The sequence below is a fragment of the Marinobacter fonticola genome (genome assembly GCF_008122265.1).
GTDB classification, from domain to species: domain Bacteria; phylum Pseudomonadota; class Gammaproteobacteria; order Pseudomonadales; family Oleiphilaceae; genus Marinobacter_A; species Marinobacter_A fonticola.
On the sequence record NZ_CP043042.1, the window covers coordinates 2964523 to 2988616 of the forward strand.

Genomic DNA, 24094 nt, shown 5'->3' on the forward strand with positions numbered 1-24094 from the left:
CAACACAGGGATTGCGGCAGCTTATGTCTTCGGTTACTCGCTTGGTTTGCATGATTGGCCTGACGATGTTCCTCGCCGCTTGCGGCGGGGGCGGCGACGATGCAGTGGAGGATGCCGGCGCGCGTCCCAACAGCTTTCCCGGCAATAAAAATCCCGGCGATGGCTTCTCGGAATCGAGCACCGGCGACACCAGCAATTCCAATGGCCTCGACAAAAATCAGGTTCGGATCACAGTGGAAGTGCCCAGCTCCATGGCTCCGGATGCACCGCTCTCCCGCCGCAACCTCCGCCTGGTCCAACCCGATAGCATCAGTGTCTATCGCACCAACCAGACATTGCGCCCGATTGCTTCCGTAGATACTGAACGCGGGCTAGACAACGATGGCTTCGACGTCATCGAATTTCCCACCGGCCAGCCTCAGGGCCCTGACGTGCTGATCGAAATCGACTATGACGGCACGCGCATTCGGGCATTTGCGACGGACCGCGATCGCGATATCAAAGTGAACCCCTTCTCGGAATACGTGGTGCGTTATGGGCTGGGGGGGTATAGCGCGCCAGAGTTCGAAACCGTCATGGATTGCGTCAATTCCAGCGACGACGCGCTGTGCATCAATAAGTTCGTCTGGCCGACGCTTGCGGACCAGGTTCAGGACTTCGAAATCAATATCCCCGACGGCAATGACCTGGATAGCGCTGTCGACCTGCTGGAGGAACGTGCCGATTTTTCCGGTTATGTGAACAATATGACTGATTTGGCGCAGGTGCCTCCGGCCGTTTCGGGGGTTATCTCTGCCGATTCCGTGGATATGAATAGCGTCTTTTTTGGGCTGGAATTGGGTCGCAGCAGCCGCTTTTCCGATCAACCGGCAGCCCAATGGGGCACGCGCCGGGGCTACGAGGAGAAACTGGAAAGCTCGGGCACCGCATACATTTACCCGGGGCTAAGCATGGCCTCCTTCGAAGTTTTCAATATCAGCGTTACCTCTATGGCCAGCGACATACCCTATGAGCGTGCCACCCTCTCCCGGTTCCCTACTAATGCCTTCGACGCGCGAGGCCGGGAATTTTGGGGTATCAACACGCATTCGACGTCGCCGAGCGCGGCTGGCATCGAGAATAACGACCGCTTGATGGCCGGCCAATCGCTCTATCAAAGTATCACCGATAAAAGCAGTGCTCAGCCCATCGGCTGGACACGCAATCCATTCTATCTGGACGCCCACCTGCAATTGCTCAATGGGGCGCCCAGCGCGTTACTCGCCAGCTATTTCATCGGGGGCAAGGCCATTGAGCTGGAGAGTAAGCCAGAAGGTTACGACCGTGGCGCCGAAGTAGAGGAGCATTTCATGTCAGTGCTCGATCTTTCGCTCACTCAAAGTCGTGATTTCCAACTTTCGACCCTCGCTGATGCCTATAATCTGGTCAGCTTTTCGGTTCAACTTGGCGATGAGACTTATCCGTTTCGCGCCGAATCCCTTGTGGGAACCTGGGATAAAGAAGCGACCAATGGCCGTTACGCGCAACAAGGCGACACGCTGGAAATTAACCGTAGCGCCAACGGGACGGTAGGTGCAGCCACTGCGCCGCGACTGGACACGGCAAAGCTGGGCACCAGGAGCTCTCAAACCAGCGAGGGCACTAGAGACAATGGCCGCCTTAATCTGGTCCTGGAGAACGTCAGCAATAACGCCCGCGCTCAAGACGGCATTGGCGCCAGTAATCCGGATGGCACGTTGGTGGCGTTCAACCTCAATAACCCAACCAACGGCGATGGCATTCTGGTCGCGCTAAAGCGGACGACGACGGCGCCTGACCTTTCCAATCCGAATTATCGCTTGCAGGGCACGATGGCTGGACTCGGGCCGGATACGCATTATCTCCGTCAGATCCAGGGCGGGCAGTTATCTTTCACCAGCGCCTCGACGGCGAGCATCGCTTTGACCGGTTTGGAAGTCGGTCAGGAAATCAGCACGCGCCAACTGACAACGCCACAATCGGTAAACGGTACAGCTACGACGCTCTCGTATAGCCAAAGCGGAACGACCGGCCAGCTGTCCTTAAGCGACGGCAGCGGGGAACTGGCTCTCGAAGGTTTTCTTTCTAGCGACGGCGAGTACCTGGTGATGCGGGTTCGAAAGTCGTCCGGTGGCGGCGCAGACTACCTCGGCCTCATCCTGGGCATACGTGAGAATGCCTCCGAGTAACAACAACACAACAAACCGGACAAGAAACCCAAACCAAGGTCCGTTTCGTAACCTGCTACAATTCGCGTGACTACCTAAAGCGTGAGCATCTAATTCGCGTTATTAGCTAATTAGCGTTTCGCAGTCTTAATCGCGTCACCGCCTAATTAGCGTCGCAATATAATTAACGACGCAACGCCGCTATTGGAGGACGTATGTCAGCAGGTGCGAAACTGACCGGTATGGTCGTTACGCTGGTGCTCGCTTTTGCATGGGGCACGCTGCACGAGCCTGTCGATTACCAACCGGAATACGATCAGGATAGCGTTACGCTGGACGCCCTGCCGTCGCTGCCGGACTGGGCCCACTCCGATTTGCCGGATTTCAGTACCTTCAGCGATACCGCGGAGAAAAAATCGGCGTTCTTCTCCTTCCTTTATCCCCGCATTGTACTTGCCAACACGCGCGTACTGATGCTGCGGGAGAATCTACAAACGCTGGAAGGCAAACCGGAGCTAAACGAAACCGAGCGCGCGTGGTTGCAGCGCCAGGCAGAGCGCCTGCGCGTGGACGCCGACTTGGCTTCCACAGAAATGTACGAGTTGCTCAATCGGCGCCTGGATGTCATCCCACCGTCGCTCATCATGGCCCAAGCCGCCAACGAATCGGCCTGGGGAACCTCACGTTTCGCGCGAAAGGGCAACAACTTGTTCGGCCAGTGGTGCTTCTCGGCCGGGTGCGGCCTGGTGCCACTGAGCCGTAACGAGGGGGCCTCTCACGAAGTGGCCAGCTTCGAGTCGCCCTATGCGTCGATCAGGGCCTACATCACCAACCTGAACCGGCACGACACCTACCAGGCTCTACGCAACACGCGCGAGCAAGCCCGCACCAAGGACCGCTTTCCCAGTGGAACCGCGCTTGCGCAAGGCTTGATTGGCTACTCCGAGCGGGGCGCCGCGTATGTAGAGGAAATCCAGTCTATGATCAGCTACAACAATCTTGGATACTATGATCAGCAGTATAAATCTCTGATTGGAGAGCGCGACTCACTGCCGGATCTTCTGCAGCTGGCAACGGCGGGCGAAGATGCATTTACACCCGGGGGTATCGCCAAGAACGAGGGCTGACGATGAGAACGCCGGAAATCAACGCGTTAGAAGATAACTGGTCGGTACAGTATTCTGAACAAAACTTCTGGTCCAAAGTGCAAAAACGCACCAAAGCCTTGGGGCGCCGGCCGGTGGAACTCGGCCTGACCCTGTTCTACACCCTCAAGGAGCCCACCACGCCGGTATGGTGCAAGGCTGTTATTTCTGGCAGTTTAGGCTACTTTATCAGCCTGATCGACGCCGTACCCGACCTGACGCCCGTGTTGGGTTACACCGACGATGTCTACGTCATGGCGGCTGCCCTAGCTGCACTCGGCGTCCATGTTACGCCTACGGCACGGGCTAAGGCACGCCACGCCAGCCACCGCCTATTGGGCGACAGGCACCCAACACACCCATCAGACTGAGTCTTATTGCCTGAGAGTTCGTTCACATGCTGAATTTCCTGCCCGCGAAGCTAAAAGGCTGTCTCGCGGCCCTGTTGATTCTAGCCAACACGCTGTTGTTATTTCCGATTCTACTGGCCTTTGCCTTCTTCAAGCTGCTGATTCCGCTACAGAGTACACGAACCGCGAGCACCAAAGCCCTCAACACCATTGCTTACCTGTGGATCGGCTTTAATAATCGGCTGGCAGACCTTTTACACCGTATCGAGTGGCACGTTGAAGGCGTTGACGGTCTTGCTCGCGACGATTGGTATCTGGTCACCTGTAATCACCAATCCTGGGCAGACATACCGGCGATCCAGTACGTGCTCAACGACCGTATTCCCCTGCTAAAATTCTTCCTCAAAAAAGAACTGATTTGGGTTCCGTTGCTAGGCGTCGCTTGGTGGTCCTTGGACTTTCCGTTCATGCGTCGCTACACCCGGGAGCAAATCGCCAAGCGCCCTTCCCTCAAAGGCAAAGACCTGGAAACGACCCGCATGGCCTGTGAAAAATTTCGCTATACGCCGGTCACCGTGTTCAATTTCATGGAAGGCACCCGTTTCACCCCGGAGAAACACGCTAGCCAACAGTCGCCGTACAAACATCTACTCAAACCCAGAGCCGGCGGCACGGCGTTCGTGCTGGGAGCTATGGGAGAGATGATGCACAAAATGCTGGACGTCACTATCGTCTACCCGAATAGCCCCGTCCATTCGGGTAGCAAGGCGCGCCCAGGCAGGCCTTACGGGATCTGGGATTACCTTTGCGGCAGGATACAGAAGATTGTCATCCACATCCGTACCGTCGATATCCCCCCTCCGTTTCTGGGCATGGATTATGTCAACGATGAAAAGTTGAAAGACGAATTTCAGAACTGGATAGACGAAATCTGGTCCGAAAAGGACCAGCGGGTCGAAGCATTACTGGGCACAGAGCCGGCGAACCATCCAGAAGACGTCGAGACGTCGGCGGCGTGACTGGCACTTTTTGCCACCTTTTTGCCACCTGCGCCGACGAGTTACGCCTACAACACCCCCAGTTCACGCGCCCGAACGATGGCCTGGGTCCGGGAGCGTACCCCAAACTTGGCATTAATACGCCGCGCATGGGTTTTGACGGTATGCAGTGAGATGTGCAGGCGGTCGGCGATGTCTTGATTCGACAATCCTATCGCGATCAATTCGAGCACACCCCGCTCCCGGTCACTGATAGGCTCTGCCAACGCTTCCCCAACCACGCTGGGATGGCCACTCTTCTCCACCCGGAAGTAGAGTCGCAACTTGTCGTAGAACACCGAATCGCCAGCCGTCGCCAGAACCTTTGGCAGAAGCGTTCGCAGAGAACGCTCCATTTCCACAAACGGACTGACGTACTCTTCGCGGGCCGCATCCTGCACCGCCTCGCGTAACAGCACCAAGGACCGATCAGGCTTGCCCGCCCTGTCGTGGATCAGTGACTGAAGGATTTTCGAGTAGATGAGGTGGCCCTGGGGCACCAGACCGTTCTCCCCGCCTGACACGGCGTAAACATCAAGCTTCGCCTGTGCCGCGTCCAGCTCGCCGTTGGCGATGTGCAAACGAATACGCATGGCCTCGAGTAGCCCCGGCAGCATGGGGAAGAGTTCCGGGATACGGTCATCCTGCTCATCCATCGGCAGCTTACGCAACGCCTCGCTAACATGATCGAGTTGATCGCCATGGAGCCAGCAGGAAACCTTTAGCGCTTCGAGAATCGGCCGGTAAACCACATCGTCCACCTGCCAGAGCTGCATCGTTCTCTCTGCCTGGCCTATCCAACTGAATGCCTGCTCCAACTCGCCCCGGGACTTGGCAATCAATACACGCAAGGCCATGTTCAGCAACAAGCCCAGGTCGCGGCACTGCTCCGCCTGACGAGCGGAACGCACAAGGCTAGTTTCAGCCTCGTCGAAGCGCCCCTGGTGCCAAAGCGCCAGGGCGAGACTCAACTGCAGACGACTTTCGCCCACCCTTGGCGGTTGATAGGGCGTGTTCAGTGCGACATCCAGCCCCCTGCGAATCAGTGTTTCCGCTCGCTTGAGGTAGCCCTTGCCGAGTTCGATACGGGCATGATCGTAAACCGCCAGTATCTCGCAACCCGCATCGCCGGATTCACGGGCCAACCGGGCCGCGCTTCGATTGGCGCTACGCGCTTCGGCGTAGCACTGTGTGGCGCACAGTGCACTTGAACGCACTAACAACGCCATCAACCGGGCATGATCGGACAGCGCCGGATCCTGTAGAGCCTGATCGGCTTCCGCCAGCGCTGGAGCAATAGCCCCGCGGCCGCGCAGGATAAACGACTTCAAGGCCGACAAACGGCCACCGAGTGACTGGAGCTCATCTTCCGGCAATCCGGATATCAGCTTTTCCGCCTGCGCGAACTGCCCGCCGATTGCATGCACCCAGCCGTACACCAGTCGCAACCGGGGGCTTTTCTCTACGAGATGCGCCGGGAGATGTTGACGCCAGCTCAGCAGCGCTCCGGTATCCTGCCCCGCTAACAAGGCTTCCGAACCCGATGCGGCAATATCCAGCGCGCGGTCGGCATCCTGTGCACGCAGAGCGTACGTCAGCGCCTCCGACCGGTCTCCGCGCGATTCGAACCATTGACTGGCCCTGACCGCACGTTCGAACCGACCATTGAGCCCCCTGGCCAGCAGCCAATCGCGAAACAGCGGATTGAAACGGTACCAACGCCCCTTGCCCGCCACCGGCCACAATGGAAGACCTTTCTGACAGGCGCCGGACGGGGTCAGGTCTCCGTTGCCCAGCGGCTCGTGGATGGCATGGAAAAGCGCGTCGCTGATCAAATCGGGCTCGGCCATTTGGAAAAGCGTTGCCTGGGCTTCAGCGGTAAATCGAGCCAACAGACCATCGCGGAAAAAGCGGGCCACGCCGGGACTCTCGGAAATCGCCCGCCCCAAGGCATCCGCCGTGTTCAGTTCCAGGCGGTAAAGCTGTAACGGTGTCAGCCAGCCTTCGGACAGGTGATGCAGGTGTTCGACCGTGGTGACGGAAATGCGCCCATGGGACATCTCATCGGCGAAAAGCGTCGCTGTTTCGTTTAAGGACAAGGCCAGTTCGTCGACGCCAATACGCTGCAGGCGGCCAGCGATAGCGGGGCCGTGGGTAGAAAAGTGAACCTGTTCGCTGGAGACGATGACCAGCGATAGTGACTCGGGCAGCTCGGCGATTAACTGCGCAACCATCTCCCGCGTCGACACCTGCGACAACCAGTGCGTATTGTCCAGCACAAGGCAGTCGGGCAGGCCCTCGATGCCGGCCTCCCGGGCATGCTGGTAAGACTGGAGCATGAGGGAGACAAAATCGTGGTAAACGTCTCGCTGGAGGGGTGAGCGACCAAGCTGTTGATCCTGCTTGAGCGCGATGGCCAAAAGCGTCAAAAACCTGAGCGGTTCGTTGTCCCGGGATTCCAGAGTCAACCAGGCCACGTTTCGCCGCTCTCTTGCAACGGCCCTGACCGCCTGAGTTTTACCGTAGCCGACGGGTGCTTCCAGCAACAAGACACGTCCTGGCTTGATCGCCGAGTCAATGTGCCGGTATAAGGCCGGTCTTTCCAGCATGTCCTCGGCGGCGGACGGGATTCGAATACGGTGGGTTAACAGATCCCAAATAAGATCGCCGGGCTGCGCTACCCGGGCCTGACCGGCGTAGTCATCGTTCGCCGCTTGTACATCGTGAATACTTTTCAATAGTTGCCCCAGTTGAAACTGTACGATCCAGGCCAATCGCACGGGAGTGGTGTCGCATTTATTATTCTCCTTGTTTTTATTCGTCGTTCCGTCCGGTTATTCCACGTTGACGTCTTACGCGCCCTGGGTGCCGGCTCTGTTTATTCTATTATTTTCTCGGTGCACTCGTATTTTCTCCATTCACTAGAGTAATACAACATTCATAACAATCGCAAAAGGCCTTACAGCACTCAACCTCCTGATTTGACAATATTTCGCACCTTTCGGAAGTTACAAAAAAGCATCAAAAAGACAAAAAAAAGCCCCGACAACGGTCGAGGCTTACGCACGTTAGACGTTTTGCGATTAACGCGTGCCAGCGCGGCGCAGGGCGGCCGGCGTGTACTCCCTTGAGTTTCGCTCAACGCCAAACTCGTAGGGGTTAGTTTCTTCGTTGGTCAGACCCAGCGCCAGATAACGACCGGACAGGGTGTCGTACAGCGTTTCGATGGCGTACCACGGCACCTCCCGGTCGTAGAAGTACATGCTGTGCGCTTCGGCCACACGCCACAGCTCACCGCGGCCGTCGTAATGGTCGATCACCGTAGCCTGCCAGGTATCCTCATCGATGTATAAGTCTCGGCGTGCATAGATATGACGCTCGCCGTCCTTCAGCGTGGCGCTCACATGCCACACCCGGTGAAGCTCGTAACGCGTCAGTTCCTGGTTGATATGGCCAGGCTTTATGATCTGGTCATAGCTCAGGTCCCGGTCAGTCAGCTTGTAGGAATTGTACGGGATGTACATTTCCTTCTTGCCGATCAGCTCCCAGTTGTAGCGGTCAGGCGCACCGTTAAACATATCGAAGTTGTCCGAAGTCCGCATACCGTCTGCGGCTGTACCCGGACCGTCGTAGGCAACCTGGGGCGCACGGCGAACGCGGCGCTGACCGGCATTGTAAACCCACGCGCGACGCGGTTCCTGGACCTGGTTAATGGTCTCGTGGACCAGCAGCACGTTACCTGCCAGGCGGGCCGGTCCTGTGATCGCCTGCTTGAAGTAGAACAGCACGTTCTGATCTTCGTTCGGATCGAAATCCTCCAGGGCGGTACGCCAGGTCAGTTCGTCCTGGAACTTGACGACGCTATAGGCACCATCGGCCGTTGGCGTTACCTGGCCGACATTACGCGAAACGGAACCACCGCGGTAACGGGTAATGTGGTTCCAGATAGCCTCAAGGCCATTCTGCGGTATCGGGAACGGAATGCCTCTGGTGTAGTTATCCATCCCGTTGCCGCTCGGGATCAAATTCGTTTGGGTGGCATTTTCCGCAGTCGCCTCGTAGATCTCCTGCGGGTAGGCCGCCGTGCGGTGGCTCGGATAGACCGGAATGAAGTAGTCGTCGTACTTCTTGATCATCTTCACCTGGCCGGGAGAAAGCTTATCCGCATACTGATCGACGTTGCTCTGGTCGATGCGAAACTCTTCTTTCTCGTCAGGGAACGGGTTGACATAAATACCGTCACCCTCGTAACCCGCCGGAATAGCCTGCAAGCCGCCGTCCCAGGCCGGGATCGCACCGCCATTGCCTGACTTCTCGGCGCCTATGGGAGTCAGTGAATTGCCCAGTTGTGCGGCTTTCTCCGACGAGACTGCCGCGATAACGCTGCCGCTCAGCATGGAGGCAGCGAAGATACCGGAAACCATCAGTTTCTTATTTAATTTCATTGAATCTACCTCGTTATACGAATTCAGGCCCGATCAGAAGGAAACCGATACACTGGCACTGACGTTATCCCGGTCGGCAAGTTCGTTGAAGTCGCCGCCAAAATAGTTCGTATAGCCAACGGTTGCACTGTAACGGTTCTGGTAAACACCGGTAAGGGAGACGCCCACAGCCTTGCTACCCTCGTTGAAGTTACCGCCGGGCGACGGCGCATAGCCCTTCACGTCGTGAGAAAGCGCCAATTGCGGGCTCAGATTCACGCCAGCGAATACGTTCGGATAATCCCAAACGAACCGGGCACGATAGCCCCAAGAGAAGTCGGTGGTGAAACCGTCGTTATTACAGTAGTTATCATTGATGTTGAGCGCGATACAGCCGCCGCCCTCAAGCTCCCCGATACCGTAGGTACCCGAGCGGCCGTAGCGGGCTTCGTCATAGTCCGGCAGGCCATGCACGTATGTTGCACCCACCTCGCCGACGAAGGTCAGCCGGCTTGCGCCCATGATCTGGTCAAAGAACTTGATCAGCGTCATCTGGGCCTGAGAGACCTTAAAGCGGTCGTTGCCGCTGCTGACCTGGCCTGAAAGGTCATTGCCACCGGCTTCCTCTGTGCGCTGGACGTCCAGCAGGCTGGCAGGCTCACCGGTCGCCGGATTTTCAAGCTGCAAACCGCCGTAGATCAGCTCGAAAGCGTTCCACTGGATCGGCATGTTGTCGCGGAAGCTGTATTCCGCACCCAGCGACCAGCCACCGGGGATCGTGGTGTTGATGCTGATGCCGTAAAGGTTGATCCCTTCCGGGTACTCGATGAAGTAGTCCGGGAACCGCTTGCCATTGGCCGGATCGTTGACCACGCCACTCACGTACGGCAGACGGCTATGGTAGCGAATGTAGTAGAAGCCCAACTCTGAATCGTTCAGTTCGGGGACATACCAGCGAATTGCCGCACCGAACTGGTCTCGGTCATCCGGCTGCTGGTCGCCAAGGCGGGGAGAAATAAAGCCCTGCGCGAACGCTTGGGAATCCGGTAGTTGACCGGCTAGAAGAACCGGACCACAGCCGTCGGCCGCAAAGTCATTTGTCGAGAAGAAAGTACCGCAGTCATCCGGGCGAACCTTTTGCCATTCTGTCTGCAGGAAGGCTTCAACCGTCACGTTCTCAGTCAGGCCGATGGAGGTATAGAGCATCTCGACCGGCAACAGTGCATCTTTAAGCTCGGCGCCCGGCGCTCGAATGGCATTGACGTCTATTGGGTTGATAACGTTAACGCCGCCTTGGATAAAGGTACTCTCGCCCCAGCTCAGGACCTGCTTACCGTAACGAATGCTGACCGGGGTTTCGCCGAAATACCAATCGGTGAAGACGTAAGCATCGAGGAACTCACCGCCTGAGGCGTTGTCCTTGGCATCCGGGTTCAGTTCGCGCTGCTGACCCACCGGATCGACAGCACGCGATTCGTCTTTCAGCTCGAAGTCGTACCAGTAACGTCCGCGAACGAAGCCGCCGACACGGGTGAGATAATCATTATCCGTGTAGTAATTGAGGTAAAGCTCGCTGGTGCCCTTGACGATCTTGCTGTAGGTATCCCCTTTCTCGAAGTTGAGGTTACCGTCGTCGTAGTTGTTGGTGGACGCACCGATATTTTCGTTCGCCCCACCCGGAGCGAAGGACGGCCCCAAGTTACCCTGAGCGATCAGCTCCTTGTCCTGTTCTTCGACCCGCCAGCCAGCGCCCGCAGTCAGTGTGGTGTCGAAAGACGCTTCCACGTCCCCCAGATAGAACTGAAAGGCTGCAGCCGGGGTAGAAAGCGTGGCTGCAACTGCTGCCGCCAGAGGCAATTTCGCCCACTGCTGCTGAATTTTTCTTGTCATTGGAAAGCTACTCCATTGTTGTTCTGAGTCGCTGCTCTAGTTATTGGTCTTCACGATGCCGGAGGCTCCACGCACAGTACTCGTGATGCTGGCACTATAGCTAAGCCCGTGGGACGCTTTGATCAGTCAAAAGTATGATTTTGCGGACTCGCAGGTCGATGGCGCTTCCGAAATGTCCAAACTGGCACCTCCCCCTGGGAGCACCGGCCCGGCGGTCAGAATCAATATAGACGCTATTCCGGCTTGCCACCAGTTGGGCGAAAGCTGGCGCCCCCTTTACCGCGGTCGGGCAGCACTTGCCGCCCGACAGAGAACATCGCGAAAGATCGGAGATGACCGAACGTAAGGCCTCAGAGCATTTCAATGGCCATAGCGGTCGCTTCGCCTCCGCCAATGCACAGAGCGGCGATACCGCGTTTCTTGCCCTGGCGTTTGAGGGCGTGCATCAGCGTGACGATCAGACGGGACCCTGTGGAGCCTACCGGATGGCCTTGGGCGCAGGCGCCACCGTGAATATTTACCTTTTCCGGATCCAGCGCCAGCTCCCGGATGGGCATCATAGCCACCATGGCGAAGGCTTCGTTGATCTCGAACAGATCCACATCGTCCTTGGCCCAGCCAGCCTTCTCAAACAACGTCTTAATGGCGCCCACCGGTGCGCAGGTGAATTCCGACGGGTGCTGGGAGTGGCTGGCGTGGGCAACGATACGCGCCATCGGTTTGAGTCCACGGCGCTCGGCTTCGCTTTCGCGCATCAAAACCAAGGCAGAGGCGCCATCGGATATCGACGACGCATTGGCGGCGGTGACCGTACCGTCCTTCTTGAAGGCCGGGCGCAACGTCGGAATCTTCTCCAAGTTAGCCGTCAACGGCTGCTCGTCATCCTCAACGATCGATTCGCCCTTACGGGATGTCACCGTGACCGGGACGATTTCCTCTTTTAAAAGGCCCGCCTTGATGGCCTTCTGGGCGCGCTTGAGCGAATTAATGGCGTAGTCGTCCATCTCCTCGCGGGTATAGCCCTTCTTATCGGCCATATCCTGTGCGAAAGCCCCCATCAACCGGCCGGTTTCTGCATCCTCAAGGCCATCCAGGAACATGTGATCCTGCGGCGCCTGGCCAGGCCCCATGCGATAGCCTTGGCGCGCGCCCAACAGCACGTACGGGGCGTTGGACATGCTTTCCATGCCGCCAGCCACCATAATCTCGTTGGTACCCGCTTTGATCAGGTCGTGAGCCATCATGGCTGCCTTCATACCGGAACCACATAGCTTGTTTATCGTGGTGGCGCCGGTGCTGTCCGGCAACCCAGCCTGGCGCATAGCCTGACGCGCGGGCCCCTGCTTGAGCCCCGCTGGCAGCACGTTACCCATGATGACTTCCTGGACGTCTTCCGGCTTTAGCGAAGCGCGGCGCACAGCCTCGGCGATAGTAATCGCTCCAAGCTCCACGGCACTGACACTACCTAAGCTTCCCTGGAAACCGCCCATCGGCGTACGGGCGCCGCTCACAATTACAACGTTGTCGTGGCTCATTTTAATTCCTCATCAGTGAGTCAAGCTTGAAGTCCACCTGCGCGGCCCCCACCACAGGCAACCCCTCCACAGGTAACCTGTCCGGCGGTTGTGCTGACGCCTTATGGTTTGTGTTGCTGTCTAGGGTTGGTACCTGTCAGGGCTTATGCGGGGCTTCGAGGTACTCGTGCGACTGCATTTCCAGCAGTCGGGACTCGGTTCGCTCGAATTCGAAATTCAACCGCCCACCCGCATAGAGTTCGTGGATCGGTGCGGCGGCCGACATGATGACCTTGACATTACGGTCGTAGAACTCGTCCACCATATTGACAAAGCGTCTGGCCTGGTCGTCTTTGTCGCCGCCGAGCACCGGTACATTGCTGATAATAATGGCGTGAAACTCACGGGCCAGTTCGATGTAGTCGTTCTGACTACGCGGCCCATCGCACAGGGCGTCAAAATCGAACCAGACCACATCTTCGCAGTGGGCCAACGCCCGTATCTTGCGGCCGTTGATCTCCAGTTCCAGCGAGTCCCTGACGCACTCGACTGCCAGGCTGTCGAAACTGCGCCGCAAGCTGGCATCCGCCGAGGACCCCAGGGGCGTGTGAAAAAGCTCCGCCTGCTCCAGCGTCCGCAGCCGGTAATCCACGCCGCCGTCGACATTAACCACATCCGTATATCTCTTGACCAGATCGATGGCCGGCAGGAAGCGCGCCCGTTGTAACCCATTTTTGTAAAGACCGTCGGGCACGATGTTCGAGGTGCAAACGAGCGTCACCCCGCGGTCGAACAGCGTATCGAGCAAGGTCGCCAGAATCATGGCGTCCCCGATATCGGACACGAAAAATTCGTCGAAACAGATGACGGCAGCCTCTTCGGCAAAGCGCTGCCCGACGGTTTCCAGCGGATTCTTAGTACCCTTAAGCGATTTAAGCTCGTTGTGTACCCGCTGCATAAAGCGGTGGAAATGGACCCGCATCTTGCGCTCGAACGGCAGCGACTCGTAGAACGTGTCCATCAGATAGGTCTTGCCACGCCCGACACCGCCCCAGAAATAGAGGCCCTTGACCGGCTCCTCGCGACCGCCACTGAGCTTGCGCCGGAGACGGTTGAAGGTCTTCTGGCGCTGCCTTTCAGATTCAACGAGTTTGTCGTACAGTGCCTGGAGACGCTTGACGGCATCTTCCTGCGCGGCGTCTTTTTCGAAGCCGTCTTTCTGGAGGTCTTGCTGATATCGTTCCCAAGGGGTCATGCGGTACTCTTGCCTCACGCGTGCGGTACTCTTAATCTCGATACGGCTAATCTCGATACTGTTAATCTCGACACCGTTTTTTATCTCGACGCTTTTTATCTCGACGCTTTTTATCTCGACGCTTTTTATCTCGACGCCTTTTTATTTCGACATTCTCAATTTCGCTCAATGGAGTAGTCAATCTCACTGACGGAGCCGTTTTTATGATCGGTGGCGCTGTTTTAATCGGTGACGCTATAAGCCTCAGTCGATGAATAGCCTTACTCGATGCGACCTGACCAATAAGGCGCCGTATTGTCGCTGATTTCGTCTTTTTTCTCCATGATGTGAATAGATGCACAGCAAGTCTTGTGAGCCCTTGCTGGCGAAGGTTTGACCTATTCGATATCAATGCCGGGTCTATTCGACGATAGGAGTACGATCAGGCATGGGCGTTCCGCGGGTCAGACGGTATACTCGGACAACCACGTCATTTTTGAATTCAGGGCCAGGAACAGTATGACCAAACTCATTCTCATTGCTTTAGCGACACTCGTCATCGGGCTCATCGTCGGCGTCCTGATCGGGCGCTCGGGCCAGAGCACTAGCCTGCGCCAGCGCCGCCTGGAACAGCAGATCGACGAGTTGCGTAGCGAGTACACCCGCTATCAGGCCCAGGTCAACGAGCACTTCATGGAATCCGCGCACATGATGCGTCGGCTGAACGATGTGTACCGGGATGTTAGCCAGCATATGGCGCGCGGTGCCAACCGGCTATGTCACGATGAAGAGTGGCTGGACGAACTGAATAGTAAGGATGAAACCGCTCGGCTCGACCGCAAGAAGGATAGCGGCTTCGAGCCGCCCCGGGATTATGCGCCGAAGAGCGACCCCAAAGAGAAAGGCACGCTGGCTGAGGACTATGGTCTCAAGGAAAACAGCGTTGAGGAGAAGAACAAGGCCTGAGAGGGTCGAATGTAGTTGCTGTGAGCAGCTACTCTGTCGGAGCAGCCTCTGGGGCTGCTTCGACGTGGCTTGTTATAAATGTATTACCCTAATGCATTGAGAAAATAACGGAATAAAAGAGTGTTGCAAAAAAGGGCGGTACAGCCCTCTTCCCAACGCACTACCCTCTCAAACCGGATTATCGATATCGATAAACCGATGCTCGATAGCCAGCTCCTGCGCCAGACGCTCCCCTACCGCCTGGACCCCATAGCGTTCGGTAGCATGATGCCCAGCTGAGAAATAATGGATGCCGCATTCACGCGCGGTATGAACCGTAGGTTCGGAAATTTCGCCACTGATGAATGCATCGGCGCCCGCCTCGATAGCTTGAGTAATAAAGCCCTGCGCTGCCCCCGTACACCAAGCTACCCGTCGTATCTCCGGACGTCCCTCGCCGACATGAAGCGGACGGCGTGCCAGGCGCTCTTCCAACAGTCCTGAGAAACCCTCAACCGGCATCGCCGATGACAGCTCTCCCATCCAAACCAAGCCACCCTCCGGTTGCAGCGGTTTGGCATTCTGGATACCCAGCCGGTCCGCCAGCTGCCGGTTGTTGCCCAACTCGGCATGAGCGTCAAGCGGCAGGTGGTAAGCCAGCAGACTGATATCGTGGGCTAGCAGTGTTTGCAGGCGGCGTTTTTTCATTCCCTGAATACGCTGGTCTTCACCCTTCCAGAAGTAGCCGTGATGAACCAGGAGCAGGTCTGCGTCCGCGTCCATAGCGGCTTCAATAAAGGCCTGCGAGGCAGTGACACCACTGACGATACGGCGCACCTCGGATTTGCCTTCAACCTGGAGTCCGTTGGGACAGTAATCCTGGAAGCGCCCCGGCTCCAGCCACTGTTCAACGCGGCGAACGATTTCATCGCGAGTTACGGTTGCTGTCATTGGGTTGTCCTCCCGATACGATCAACTTGCTTCGACGATACCGGGCAGCGCCGCTAAAAGGGCGTCATTCTGGTCGGTCGAGCCAATCGTGATCCTCAGAAAATTTTCGATGCGCGGTTTATTGAAGTGTCGCACGATGATGCTGCGTTCGCGCAAGGCGGCAGCGATATCGGCTCCGGCGTGGAGCGGGTGGCGGGTCAATACAAAATTTGCCACGGATGGCAGCACCTCGAAGCCCAATGACGCCAGCCCCTGTGTGACGCGCTGCCTCTCGCGGACAACATAGTCCGTCGCTTGGCGGAAGTATGCCTCGTCGTCATAGGCGGCAACCGCGCCGACAATAGCCAGGCGATCCAGCGGATAGGAGTTGAAGCTGTTTTTGACCCGCTCCAGCGCCTCGATCAGATCGGTATGGCCAATCGCAAAACCCACACGCAGCCCGGCCAGCGAACGCGATTTGGATAGCGTTTGCGTCACAAGCAGGTTGGGATAACGATCAACCAGCTGGATGGCGGATTCACCGCCGAAATCGACATAGGCCTCGTCGATCACGACAGGCACATCCGGGTTCTGGGTCACGATCTTCTCGATGTCGCCCAGAGACATCAGGCGCCCCGTCGGCGCGTTGGGGTTGGGGAAAATAATACCGCCACAATCGCTAGTATAGTCTTCCGGCCGAACCGCAAACTGCTCGTCCAGCGGTACCAAGCGGGACTCAATGCTGTAGAGCCCGCAATATACCGGGTAAAAACTGTAGGTGATGTCCGGGAACAGCACCGGCTTGCCATGCTGGAACAGACCGTAAAAGATGTGCGCCAGCACTTCGTCCGATCCGTTGCCCACGAACACCTGCTCGGGGGTGACACCGTGATAGTCTGCCAGTTTCTGCTTCAAGGCATCGGCATTGGGATCTGGATAGAGGCGAAGACTGTCGGCCACTTCCAACTGGATGGCTTCGATAACCCGTGGCGAAGGCCCCCAGGGATGCTCATTGGTGTTCAGCTTTATAAGATCAGGCAGCTTGGGCTGTTCCCCCGGCACGTAAGGCACCAGATCGTTGACCAGCGGACTCCAGAAACGGCTCATATTCACTCCTCGGCAGATCGTTCCGACTTAGGACTTCACCCGGTATTCCGCTGACCGGGCGTGGGCCGTCAGCCCCTCGCCTCGCGCCAATACCGACGCCACCCGCCCCATGCGGTCCGCACCTTCGGCGGAGAAACCGATGATCGAGGAACGTTTCTGAAAATCGTATACCCCAAGCGGCGAGGAAAATCTCGCAGTACCAGAGGTGGGGAGCACGTGGTTCGGACCGGCGCAGTAATCCCCCAGCGCCTCGGCGGTGAAGCGCCCCATGAAGATGGCGCCAGCGTGGCGGATCGACGGTAGCAACGCCTCTGGATCGGCAATGGAGAGCTCAAGGTGCTCGGGCGCGATCCGATTGCTGACCACCGCCGCCTCGTCCAAATCTTTTACGTGGATCAGCGCTGCCCGGTCGGAGATGGATGTCGCGATAATCTCGGCTCGCTCCAGAGTCGGCAGGAGTTTGCGGATGCTCGCTTCGACCTGGTCCAGAAAATCGCCATCGGGACTGACCAGAATGGATTGAGCCTGCTCATCGTGCTCAGCCTGCGAGAACAAATCCATGGCAATCCAGTCCGGATCCGTCTGGCCATCGCAGATCACCAGAATTTCGGACGGACCGGCAATCATGTCGATGCCAACGGTCCCGAAGACCTCGCGTTTGGCTGTGGCGACGAAGATATTGCCCGGCCCCACGATCTTGTCCACCTTGGGCACGGTCTCGGTTCCATAGGCCAGAGCGCCCACGGCCTGAGCCCCACCCAGCGTGAAAACACGGTCGACACCGGCGATGCAGGCCGCCGCGAGCACCAACTCGTTAACGGTGCCCCCGGGCGTCGGCACTACCATCACCACCTCGCCGACGCCGGCCACCTTGGCCGGAATAGCATTCATCAATACCGACGACGGATAAGCCGCCTTTCCGCCTGGAACATAAAGCCCCGCGCGGTCCAAGGGCGTCACCTTCTGGCCCAGGACCGTGCCATCGTCCTCCTCGTACCGCCAGGAGGCGGCATTCTGACGCTCGTGGTAACCACGGATTCGTTCTGCGGCCGTTTCCAGGGCCTCCCGCTGCTCTGCCGGAATCGTGTCCAAGGCTTCTTGCATACGATGGGCTGAAATTTCCAGTTCCGAGACGCTATCAGCATGGACCTGATCGAAACGCGCGGTAAACTCCAGCAGCGCGGCATCGCCGCGGGTTTTCACGGAATGGAGGATATGACGGACCGACTCGTTCACCTGATGATCGACACTATCCTCCCACGCCAGCAGACGGTCGAGGGTGGTATCGAAATCCGCATCTGACGCGGACAGGCGCTTCACGGTTACCTCAGTCATAGCACATCCTCTCGGGATACGAACAAAGCGGGATTCTGGTGGGTGGTGTAGAGAATCAGTCGTTGCGACGCCGATCCACAGCTGCACCCAGTTGTTCAATAATAGGGTGTAGGCCCCGGTGTTTCATCTTCATCGAGGCCCGGTTGGCAATCAGGCGCGTGCTGATATGGGTGATTAACTCGCGCGGTTCAAGACCGTTGGCCTTGAGTGTATTGCCGGTGTCGACGATATCAACGATCTCGTCGGCCAGATTCAGGATGGGGGCCAGCTCCATCGCACCATAGAGCTTGATGATGTCTGCCTGGCGACCTTGGGAGGCATAGTACCGGCGCGCCAGGTTGACGAACTTGGTAGCCACACGGACACGGCCCTGGGGTGGATTCACCCCGACCTGCCCAGCCGTCATCAGCCTACAGCGTGCGATATTCAGATCCAGCGGCTCATAGAGGCCCGCGCCTCCGTGCTCCATGAGCACGTCCTTACCGGTGACCCCCAGGTCGGCGCCGCCATACTGGACGTACGTCGGCACATCCGTGGCCCGGATGACCAGCAGGCGGACATTGGGATCGGTGGTGGGGAATACCAATTTACGCGAGCGGTCGATGTCGTCGACCGGCTCGATGCCCGCCTCAGCCAGCAGCGGCAGCGTCTCCTTGAGAATACGTCCCTTGGAGAGGGCGATGGTGATACTGTCGGTCATCGTATTTTCAACGGTCATCGTATTTTCAACAGTCACAGTATGTTCAACAGTTACAGCACATCCGAATCGTATGTCTAAAACAGTACGTTCAAATTCCCGGGATCAGGCTGGTAGCCGGCGAATGCTCGCACCCAGGAGCTGTAGTTTCTCTTCGATACACTCGTAGCCACGATCGATATGGTAGATACGGTCGACGATGGTATCGCCTTCGGCTACCAGCCCCGCGATAACGAGGCTTGCCGACGCACGTAAATCCGTCGCCATGACCGGAGCGCCGTTTAAATTCTGCACCCCTTTGATGATGGCCGTGTTGCCTTCCAGGGCGATGTCGGCGCCCATGCGGATCAGCTCCTGAATGTGCATAAACCGGTTTTCGAACACCGTCTCGGTAATCGCACCGGTGCCTTCGGCGACGCTATTCATGGCGGCAAACTGGGCCTGCATATCGGTCGGAAACGCTGGATAGGGCGCAGTACGAAGATTGACGGCTCGGGGCCGGTTACCCTTCATATCGAGTTCGATCCAATCCTTGCCGGTGGAAATGTGCGCGCCCGCCTCATTGAGCTTGAGCAGCACGGCCTCCAGCAGATCTTCACGGGTATCCTTCAGCTTGACCCGGCCGCCGGTTGCTGCGGCGGCAACGAGATAGGTTCCGGTTTCGACGCGGTCCGGCAAGACATTGTACGTGCAGCCGTGCAGGCGCTCGACGCCGTTAATCTCGATGGTCGCGGTGCCCTGTCCCTTGATGTCCGCGCCCATGGCGATCAGACACTCGGCAAGGTCCACCACTTCCGGCTCCCGGGCCGCGTTCTCGAGGATGGTTTTGCCGTCGGCCAAAGCCGCCGCCATCATCAGGTTTTCCGTACCGGTTACCGTCACCGTATCCAGGAAAATATGCGCGCCCTTGAGACGACCGTTCGAGCGGGCCTTGATGTAGCCATTCTCAACTTTCACTTCGGCGCCCATCTGCTCCAAACCCTGGATATGCAGATTCACGGGCCGACTACCGATCGCACAACCACCCGGCAGCGAGACTTCCGCTCGACCGAAATGCGCCACCAGCGGTCCCAGGACAAGAATCGACGCGCGCATGGTCTTCACGAGTTCGTAGGGCGCGTGGAATTCTTTGATGGTGTTGGCGTGAATCTCGACGCTCATCTTCTCATCAATCATCAGCTCGACACCCATGCGCCCCAGCAACTCGATCATTGTAGTGATGTCGTTGAGGTGCGGCAGGTTGCCTACCGTGACGGGTTCATCCGCCAGCAGCGTGGCGGCCAGAATGGGAAGGGCCGAGTTCTTGGCGCCGGAAATCCGGATCTCACCGTCCAGCGGCTTGCGGCCACGGATGAGTAGTTTATCCACAGTTCTTGTCCTGTTAATGGGGTGTCGCCTGAAACGGCGATTCACCGGTACGCAAATCGGCTGTATGGCCTGACTTCAGGCCCAGCGGGAGCGCTTTCGAGCCTCGCGGGCACACGCTTCTACCCCTAGCTCTGCTTATTGTCCCTGGCGGGCGGCCCACTGTGCGGGCGTAAAAGCCTTGATTGTCAGCGCGTGGATCGTCCCCTCGGACAGCTGCTCGTTAAGCGCACCGTAAATCAGTTGCTGCTTCTTAACGGGCGACATGCCTTCGAATCGCTCACCCACAGCCACCACCAAATAGTGGTTACCGTCGTTCTGGACCTGGATTTCACAATCGGGAAGCTGTTCACGGACCAGTTTTGCAACGTCCTCCGCCTGCATGGTTACCTCTTTATTTACTGGAGTACGGGCCGCAACCCGGCAGCCCAGTCGGAAGTCATTGGCCCCTGACCTATCGTTCAGAGGCAAGATAGACGCGGAATTGTATCGAATTACGGGGGCGGGCTAAACAATAGATAGTCAATGGCCTCAATCAGGCGGGCGCCAGACCGAGATAATCAGCCACCCGACTCATTCGAGCCAAGTCGTAGAGACGCTCGTGGGCGCCTTTAAACTGAAGGTCGACCTTGCACTTCAGTGCTTCGCGCTTCCAGCACAGCATGAGCGAAAGAACGACGCTACTGGCATTTTCCAGGCCGGCGATATCCATTTCGCAGTCCCCGCCCGAGAGCTCACCGAGCAGCGCCTCGCCCTGTTTGCGCACGGCACGGACATCGCGCTCAACAAGGGTACCGGACAGACGCAAGCATCCGGCCGAGTCTTTTTCGACCCTGGCCGGTGCAGGGGTGGTCACGACTTCTCCGCCTCTTCATCGAGATTGAAATCCTTGACGCTGTCGGTCCACCCATTGATGACCGCTTGTACGTCGTTCCGGTTTTCTTCCATTTCCTGAGCAAACCGGTCGCGGAACGCCAGACCGATGTTGACCCCTTCGATGATGACGTTCTCCATCATCCATTGGCCGCTGTCGTTCTTAAACATGGAGTAGGTGACCGGGTAACGGTTGCCGGACGCCGTATTGACCTGCATCTGGACCGACGCGCGATCGCTATTGCTGGCATTGATCGTGGCTTCCTGCACATTAATCGTGAATTTGTCCGCGTCCACCAACGCCTTGGCATAACTATCGAACAGGCTGCGCTTAAACTTTTCGACAAAGGCGTCCCGTTGCTCAGGGGAAGCCTGCCGCGCATACCGGCCCATCACGCGGGCTGCGATTCGACGGAAGTCGACAAAATTCTGCAAGGACTGATCCATTTCCTTGTAAAAGGCCTGCTGATCCTTGCTGTACAGCGAACGGTTGTCGTTCAACTGCTGCACCAACTCCTGCGTATTTTTCTCGACATACTGCCTCAGATCCTCATCCGCCACCGCCGGCGTACCGACGACGATGGATGCCAAGACCACCATTCCGATCCAGAATTGCTGGACTGCCTTCATAATATGCTCCTGACTCACTTTAAACCGGCACTGTACACGGTCGTTACCAACCCGGCCTTTCCCAATCCTGCAGGTTATTTGCCCGATGCAAAATTGCTGATCAGACGCTCGATATTGAGCGCAGATTGGGTGCCATAAAAGGTGTCGCCTGGTTGCATATACGTCTGGTCGGCACCAATGGATACATCGATATACTTCTCGCCCAACAAGCCAGCCGTGCGGATGACCGCGGTGCTATCTGTCGGAATGATATCAACCGATTGATTGACTTCCATTTCCACCTTGGCCTGATAGGTTTCCGAGTCGAGGGAAATATTGGTCACCCGGCCGATTGTGACGCCCGCCATGGAAACCTGTCCTCGCTGGGACAAACCGCCAATATCGTTAAAGTTGGCGTAAATTTTATAGGTGGGCTCGGCAGAAGCCGGCGTCAGACCGCTGACCTGCAGCGCCAGGAACAGCAATGCGCCAACACCCGCAAGCATGAAACACCCAACTACCACTTCCAATGTTCTCTGACGCATCAGATTTCTCCGAACATGACCGCTGTAAGAATAAAATCGAGCCCCAAGACCGCCAGCGACGAATAAACCACGGTCTTGGTTGTTGCCGAACTGATGCCTTCCGACGTCGGCACGCTATCGTAACCCTGATACACCGCGATCCAGGTACAGACAAACCCGAACACGATGCTCTTGATAATGCCGTTGACGACATCCTCGGAAAAATCGACGGAAGCCTGCATGTTGGCCCAGTACGAACCTTCGAAAACACCCAGCCAATCGACGCCCACCAACATACCGCCCCAGATGCCCACCATGGAAAAAATCATGGCCAGCACCGGCATGGAGATCAAACCGGCCCAAAATCGCGGTGCGATCACTCGCCGCAGCGGATCAACGCCCATCATTTCCATGCTGGACAATTGTTCGGTGGCTTTCATCAACCCGATTTCAGCCGTCAGCGCCGATCCAGCTCGGCCGGCAAACAGCAGCGCCGTCACCACTGGCCCCAATTCGCGCACCAGCGTCAACGCAACCATCTGGCCGATGGCTTGCTCGGAACCGTAGTCGGCAAGGATAGTGTAGCCCTGCAGACCGAGAACCATGCCAATGAATAGACCGGAGACGATGATAATCGCCAGGGAAAGCACGCCCACCGCATAAATCTGTTTGATTAATAAGGGGAAACCCGTCGCCGGCTGGGGAACGGCAACAATACTGCGGAACAGGAATTCGCCGGAACGGCCCAGCGAAGCAAAGGTGTCGAGAGTGCCGCGACCCAGCGCCGCCAATCGCTCGATCATCGGGAGGCTCCAGCCAAATCGTCAGCTATCATCGGCGCCGAATAATGGAAGGGTACCGGTCCGTCCGGCTTACCCTGGAGGAACTGCTGCACCCGCTCGGATTCGCTGGCACGCAATTCAGAGGGCACGCCTTCGCCGACAACCTTGCCGCTGGATACGATGCAGGCATAGTCGCAGATACTCAACGATTCCGGCACATCGTGGGACACCAGTACACTGGTCAGCCCCATGGATCGATTGAGCTTACTGATCATTTCCACCAGCACGCCCTTGGCGATCGGGTCCTGCCCGGTGAAGGGCTCATCGTACATAATCAGTTCCGGATCCAGCGCAATACTGCGGGCCAGCGCCACCCGCCGCGTCATCCCGCCGGAAAGCTCGGAAGGCATCAGGTCTCTCGCGCCGCGTAGGCCGACCGCCTCCAGCTTCATCAGCACGATATCGCGAATCATGTCTTCGGGGAGATCGGTATGCACCCGCAACGGGAAGGCAACGTTTTCAAACACGCTTAGATCGGAGAATAACGCACCGCTTTGAAACAACATGCCCATGCGGGCCCGTAAGGCATAGAGCGCCGAACGGCTAAGATCGTGCACGGGCTGGCCGTCAACCAGAATACGTCCGCTATGGGGCTTTAACTGGCCACCGATCAGTTTAAGCAGCGTCGTCTTACCGGTGCCGCTCGGCCCCATGATGGCCGTTACCTTACCGCGAGGAATCTGTAGAGACAGGCCATCGAAGATTCGACGTTCACCACGCAGGAACACCAGATTATCGATATCGATGTAAGTGGATCCGGACGCCATCAAGATCTTCCTGTTGGAACCGTGCGAGAGTGTACTGCGTCAACACCGCAGTAAACGCCCGTTAACTCCGTTATATACACGCCCGCCACGACCATTGGCGGTGACAGACGCTCGCTGAAGGGCGGTACATTAAGCCAAGTTGCCGCCAAGCTCAAACGCTCCGTCTCAGCAATGACTATTCTGCTCCACCGGCGACTATTTTTCCTTCCAGTGGCTAGGCCTTTAAATCCATGATTATCAAGCGCGAGCGCATATCCGGCTGAAATCGACGGTGATGCTCTGCAGACCATAGCGTACCGGCATTTTGTCCGCCACGCCCG

Annotated in this window: 21 protein-coding genes; 5 read left to right on the forward strand and 16 right to left on the reverse strand. The window is 57.4% G+C overall.

Annotated features, from left to right (window positions below):
- Nucleotides 1-23 precede the first annotated feature (23 nt).
- From FXO11_RS13185 to FXO11_RS13200, 4 genes are all read left to right on the forward strand, one after another.
- Nucleotides 24-2207, forward strand: coding sequence for a hypothetical protein (locus FXO11_RS13185; RefSeq protein ID WP_148863400.1), 2184 nt, complete (start codon nucleotides 24-26; stop codon nucleotides 2205-2207).
- A 194-nt stretch (nucleotides 2208-2401) separates the two neighbouring features.
- Nucleotides 2402-3313: a glucosaminidase domain-containing protein gene (locus FXO11_RS13190; RefSeq protein ID WP_148863401.1), complete on the forward strand. Its 912-nt coding sequence runs from the start codon at nucleotides 2402-2404 to the stop codon at nucleotides 3311-3313.
- 2 nt (nucleotides 3314-3315) lie between these two features.
- On the forward strand, nucleotides 3316-3702 hold the full coding sequence (locus FXO11_RS13195) for a YkvA family protein (RefSeq protein WP_148863402.1): 387 nt from the start codon (nucleotides 3316-3318) through the stop codon (nucleotides 3700-3702).
- Nucleotides 3703-3728: 26 nt separating this feature from the next.
- Nucleotides 3729-4700, forward strand: coding sequence for an acyltransferase (locus tag FXO11_RS13200; protein WP_148863403.1), 972 nt, complete (start codon nucleotides 3729-3731; stop codon nucleotides 4698-4700).
- Nucleotides 4701-4747: 47 nt separating this feature from the next.
- Here the strand turns inward: FXO11_RS13200 and FXO11_RS13205 are convergent, their stop codons facing one another.
- From FXO11_RS13205 to zapE, 5 genes are all read right to left on the reverse strand, one after another.
- Nucleotides 4748-7456, reverse strand: coding sequence for a LuxR C-terminal-related transcriptional regulator (locus tag FXO11_RS13205; RefSeq protein WP_148863404.1), 2709 nt, complete (start codon nucleotides 7454-7456; stop codon nucleotides 4748-4750).
- 345 nt (nucleotides 7457-7801) lie between these two features.
- Entirely contained in the window at nucleotides 7802-9163 is a 1362-nt protein-coding gene (locus FXO11_RS13210; protein ID WP_148863405.1) for a DUF1329 domain-containing protein, read from the reverse strand.
- Nucleotides 9164-9196: 33 nt separating this feature from the next.
- Nucleotides 9197-11032, reverse strand: coding sequence for a DUF1302 domain-containing protein (locus tag FXO11_RS13215; RefSeq protein ID WP_148863406.1), 1836 nt, complete (start codon nucleotides 11030-11032; stop codon nucleotides 9197-9199).
- Between the two features lie 350 nt (nucleotides 11033-11382).
- Nucleotides 11383-12567, reverse strand: a complete 1185-nt coding sequence (locus tag FXO11_RS13220; RefSeq protein WP_148863407.1) for a thiolase family protein — start codon at nucleotides 12565-12567, stop codon at nucleotides 11383-11385.
- Nucleotides 12568-12703: 136 nt separating this feature from the next.
- Nucleotides 12704-13801: a cell division protein ZapE gene (gene zapE / locus FXO11_RS13225; RefSeq protein ID WP_148863408.1), complete on the reverse strand. Its 1098-nt coding sequence runs from the start codon at nucleotides 13799-13801 to the stop codon at nucleotides 12704-12706.
- Nucleotides 13802-14299: 498 nt separating this feature from the next.
- Here zapE and FXO11_RS13235 point away from each other — a divergent pair, with 498 nt between their 5' ends.
- Nucleotides 14300-14746 carry a YhcB family protein gene (locus tag FXO11_RS13235; protein WP_148863410.1) on the forward strand — a complete coding sequence of 149 codons (447 nt, stop codon included), beginning with the start codon at nucleotides 14300-14302 and terminating at the stop codon, nucleotides 14744-14746.
- A 168-nt stretch (nucleotides 14747-14914) separates the two neighbouring features.
- On the opposite strand, the gene FXO11_RS13240 is transcribed toward FXO11_RS13235, so the two are convergent.
- From FXO11_RS13240 to FXO11_RS13290, 11 genes are all read right to left on the reverse strand, one after another.
- On the reverse strand, nucleotides 14915-15676 hold the full coding sequence (locus FXO11_RS13240) for a Nif3-like dinuclear metal center hexameric protein (RefSeq protein ID WP_148863411.1): 762 nt from the start codon (nucleotides 15674-15676) through the stop codon (nucleotides 14915-14917).
- Nucleotides 15677-15697: 21 nt separating this feature from the next.
- Nucleotides 15698-16762 (reverse strand): histidinol-phosphate transaminase, encoded by a 1065-nt coding sequence (gene hisC / locus FXO11_RS13245; protein ID WP_148863412.1) that lies wholly within the window; start codon nucleotides 16760-16762, stop codon nucleotides 15698-15700.
- Between the two features lie 27 nt (nucleotides 16763-16789).
- The gene (hisD, locus tag FXO11_RS13250; RefSeq protein ID WP_148863413.1) at nucleotides 16790-18097 is read right to left on the reverse strand and encodes a histidinol dehydrogenase; all 1308 of its coding nucleotides are present in this window, start codon (nucleotides 18095-18097) and stop codon (nucleotides 16790-16792) included.
- Nucleotides 18098-18152: 55 nt separating this feature from the next.
- A complete protein-coding gene (gene hisG, locus FXO11_RS13255; RefSeq protein WP_148864918.1) occupies nucleotides 18153-18797 on the reverse strand; it encodes an ATP phosphoribosyltransferase in 645 nt (214 codons plus the stop codon).
- Nucleotides 18798-18899: 102 nt separating this feature from the next.
- Nucleotides 18900-20162 (reverse strand): UDP-N-acetylglucosamine 1-carboxyvinyltransferase, encoded by a 1263-nt coding sequence (gene murA, locus FXO11_RS13260; RefSeq protein ID WP_148863414.1) that lies wholly within the window; start codon nucleotides 20160-20162, stop codon nucleotides 18900-18902.
- A gap of 135 nt (nucleotides 20163-20297) precedes the next feature.
- Nucleotides 20298-20543 (reverse strand): BolA family protein, encoded by a 246-nt coding sequence (locus FXO11_RS13265; protein ID WP_148863415.1) that lies wholly within the window; start codon nucleotides 20541-20543, stop codon nucleotides 20298-20300.
- Between the two features lie 151 nt (nucleotides 20544-20694).
- Nucleotides 20695-21015 (reverse strand): STAS domain-containing protein, encoded by a 321-nt coding sequence (locus FXO11_RS13270; RefSeq protein ID WP_148863416.1) that lies wholly within the window; start codon nucleotides 21013-21015, stop codon nucleotides 20695-20697.
- On the reverse strand, nucleotides 21012-21662 hold the full coding sequence (locus tag FXO11_RS13275; protein ID WP_148863417.1) for an MlaC/ttg2D family ABC transporter substrate-binding protein: 651 nt from the start codon (nucleotides 21660-21662) through the stop codon (nucleotides 21012-21014). Before FXO11_RS13275 ends, FXO11_RS13270 begins: the two co-directional genes overlap by 4 nt.
- 74 nt (nucleotides 21663-21736) lie before the next feature.
- The gene (gene mlaD, locus FXO11_RS13280) at nucleotides 21737-22186 is read right to left on the reverse strand and encodes an outer membrane lipid asymmetry maintenance protein MlaD (protein WP_148863418.1); all 450 of its coding nucleotides are present in this window, start codon (nucleotides 22184-22186) and stop codon (nucleotides 21737-21739) included.
- Nucleotides 22186-22968 (reverse strand): lipid asymmetry maintenance ABC transporter permease subunit MlaE, encoded by a 783-nt coding sequence (mlaE, locus tag FXO11_RS13285; protein ID WP_148863419.1) that lies wholly within the window; start codon nucleotides 22966-22968, stop codon nucleotides 22186-22188. The genes mlaD and mlaE overlap by 1 nt, the downstream gene beginning before the upstream one ends.
- A complete protein-coding gene (locus FXO11_RS13290; RefSeq protein WP_148863420.1) occupies nucleotides 22965-23774 on the reverse strand; it encodes an ABC transporter ATP-binding protein in 810 nt (269 codons plus the stop codon). The genes mlaE and FXO11_RS13290 overlap by 4 nt, the downstream gene beginning before the upstream one ends.
- Nucleotides 23775-24094 lie beyond the last annotated feature (320 nt).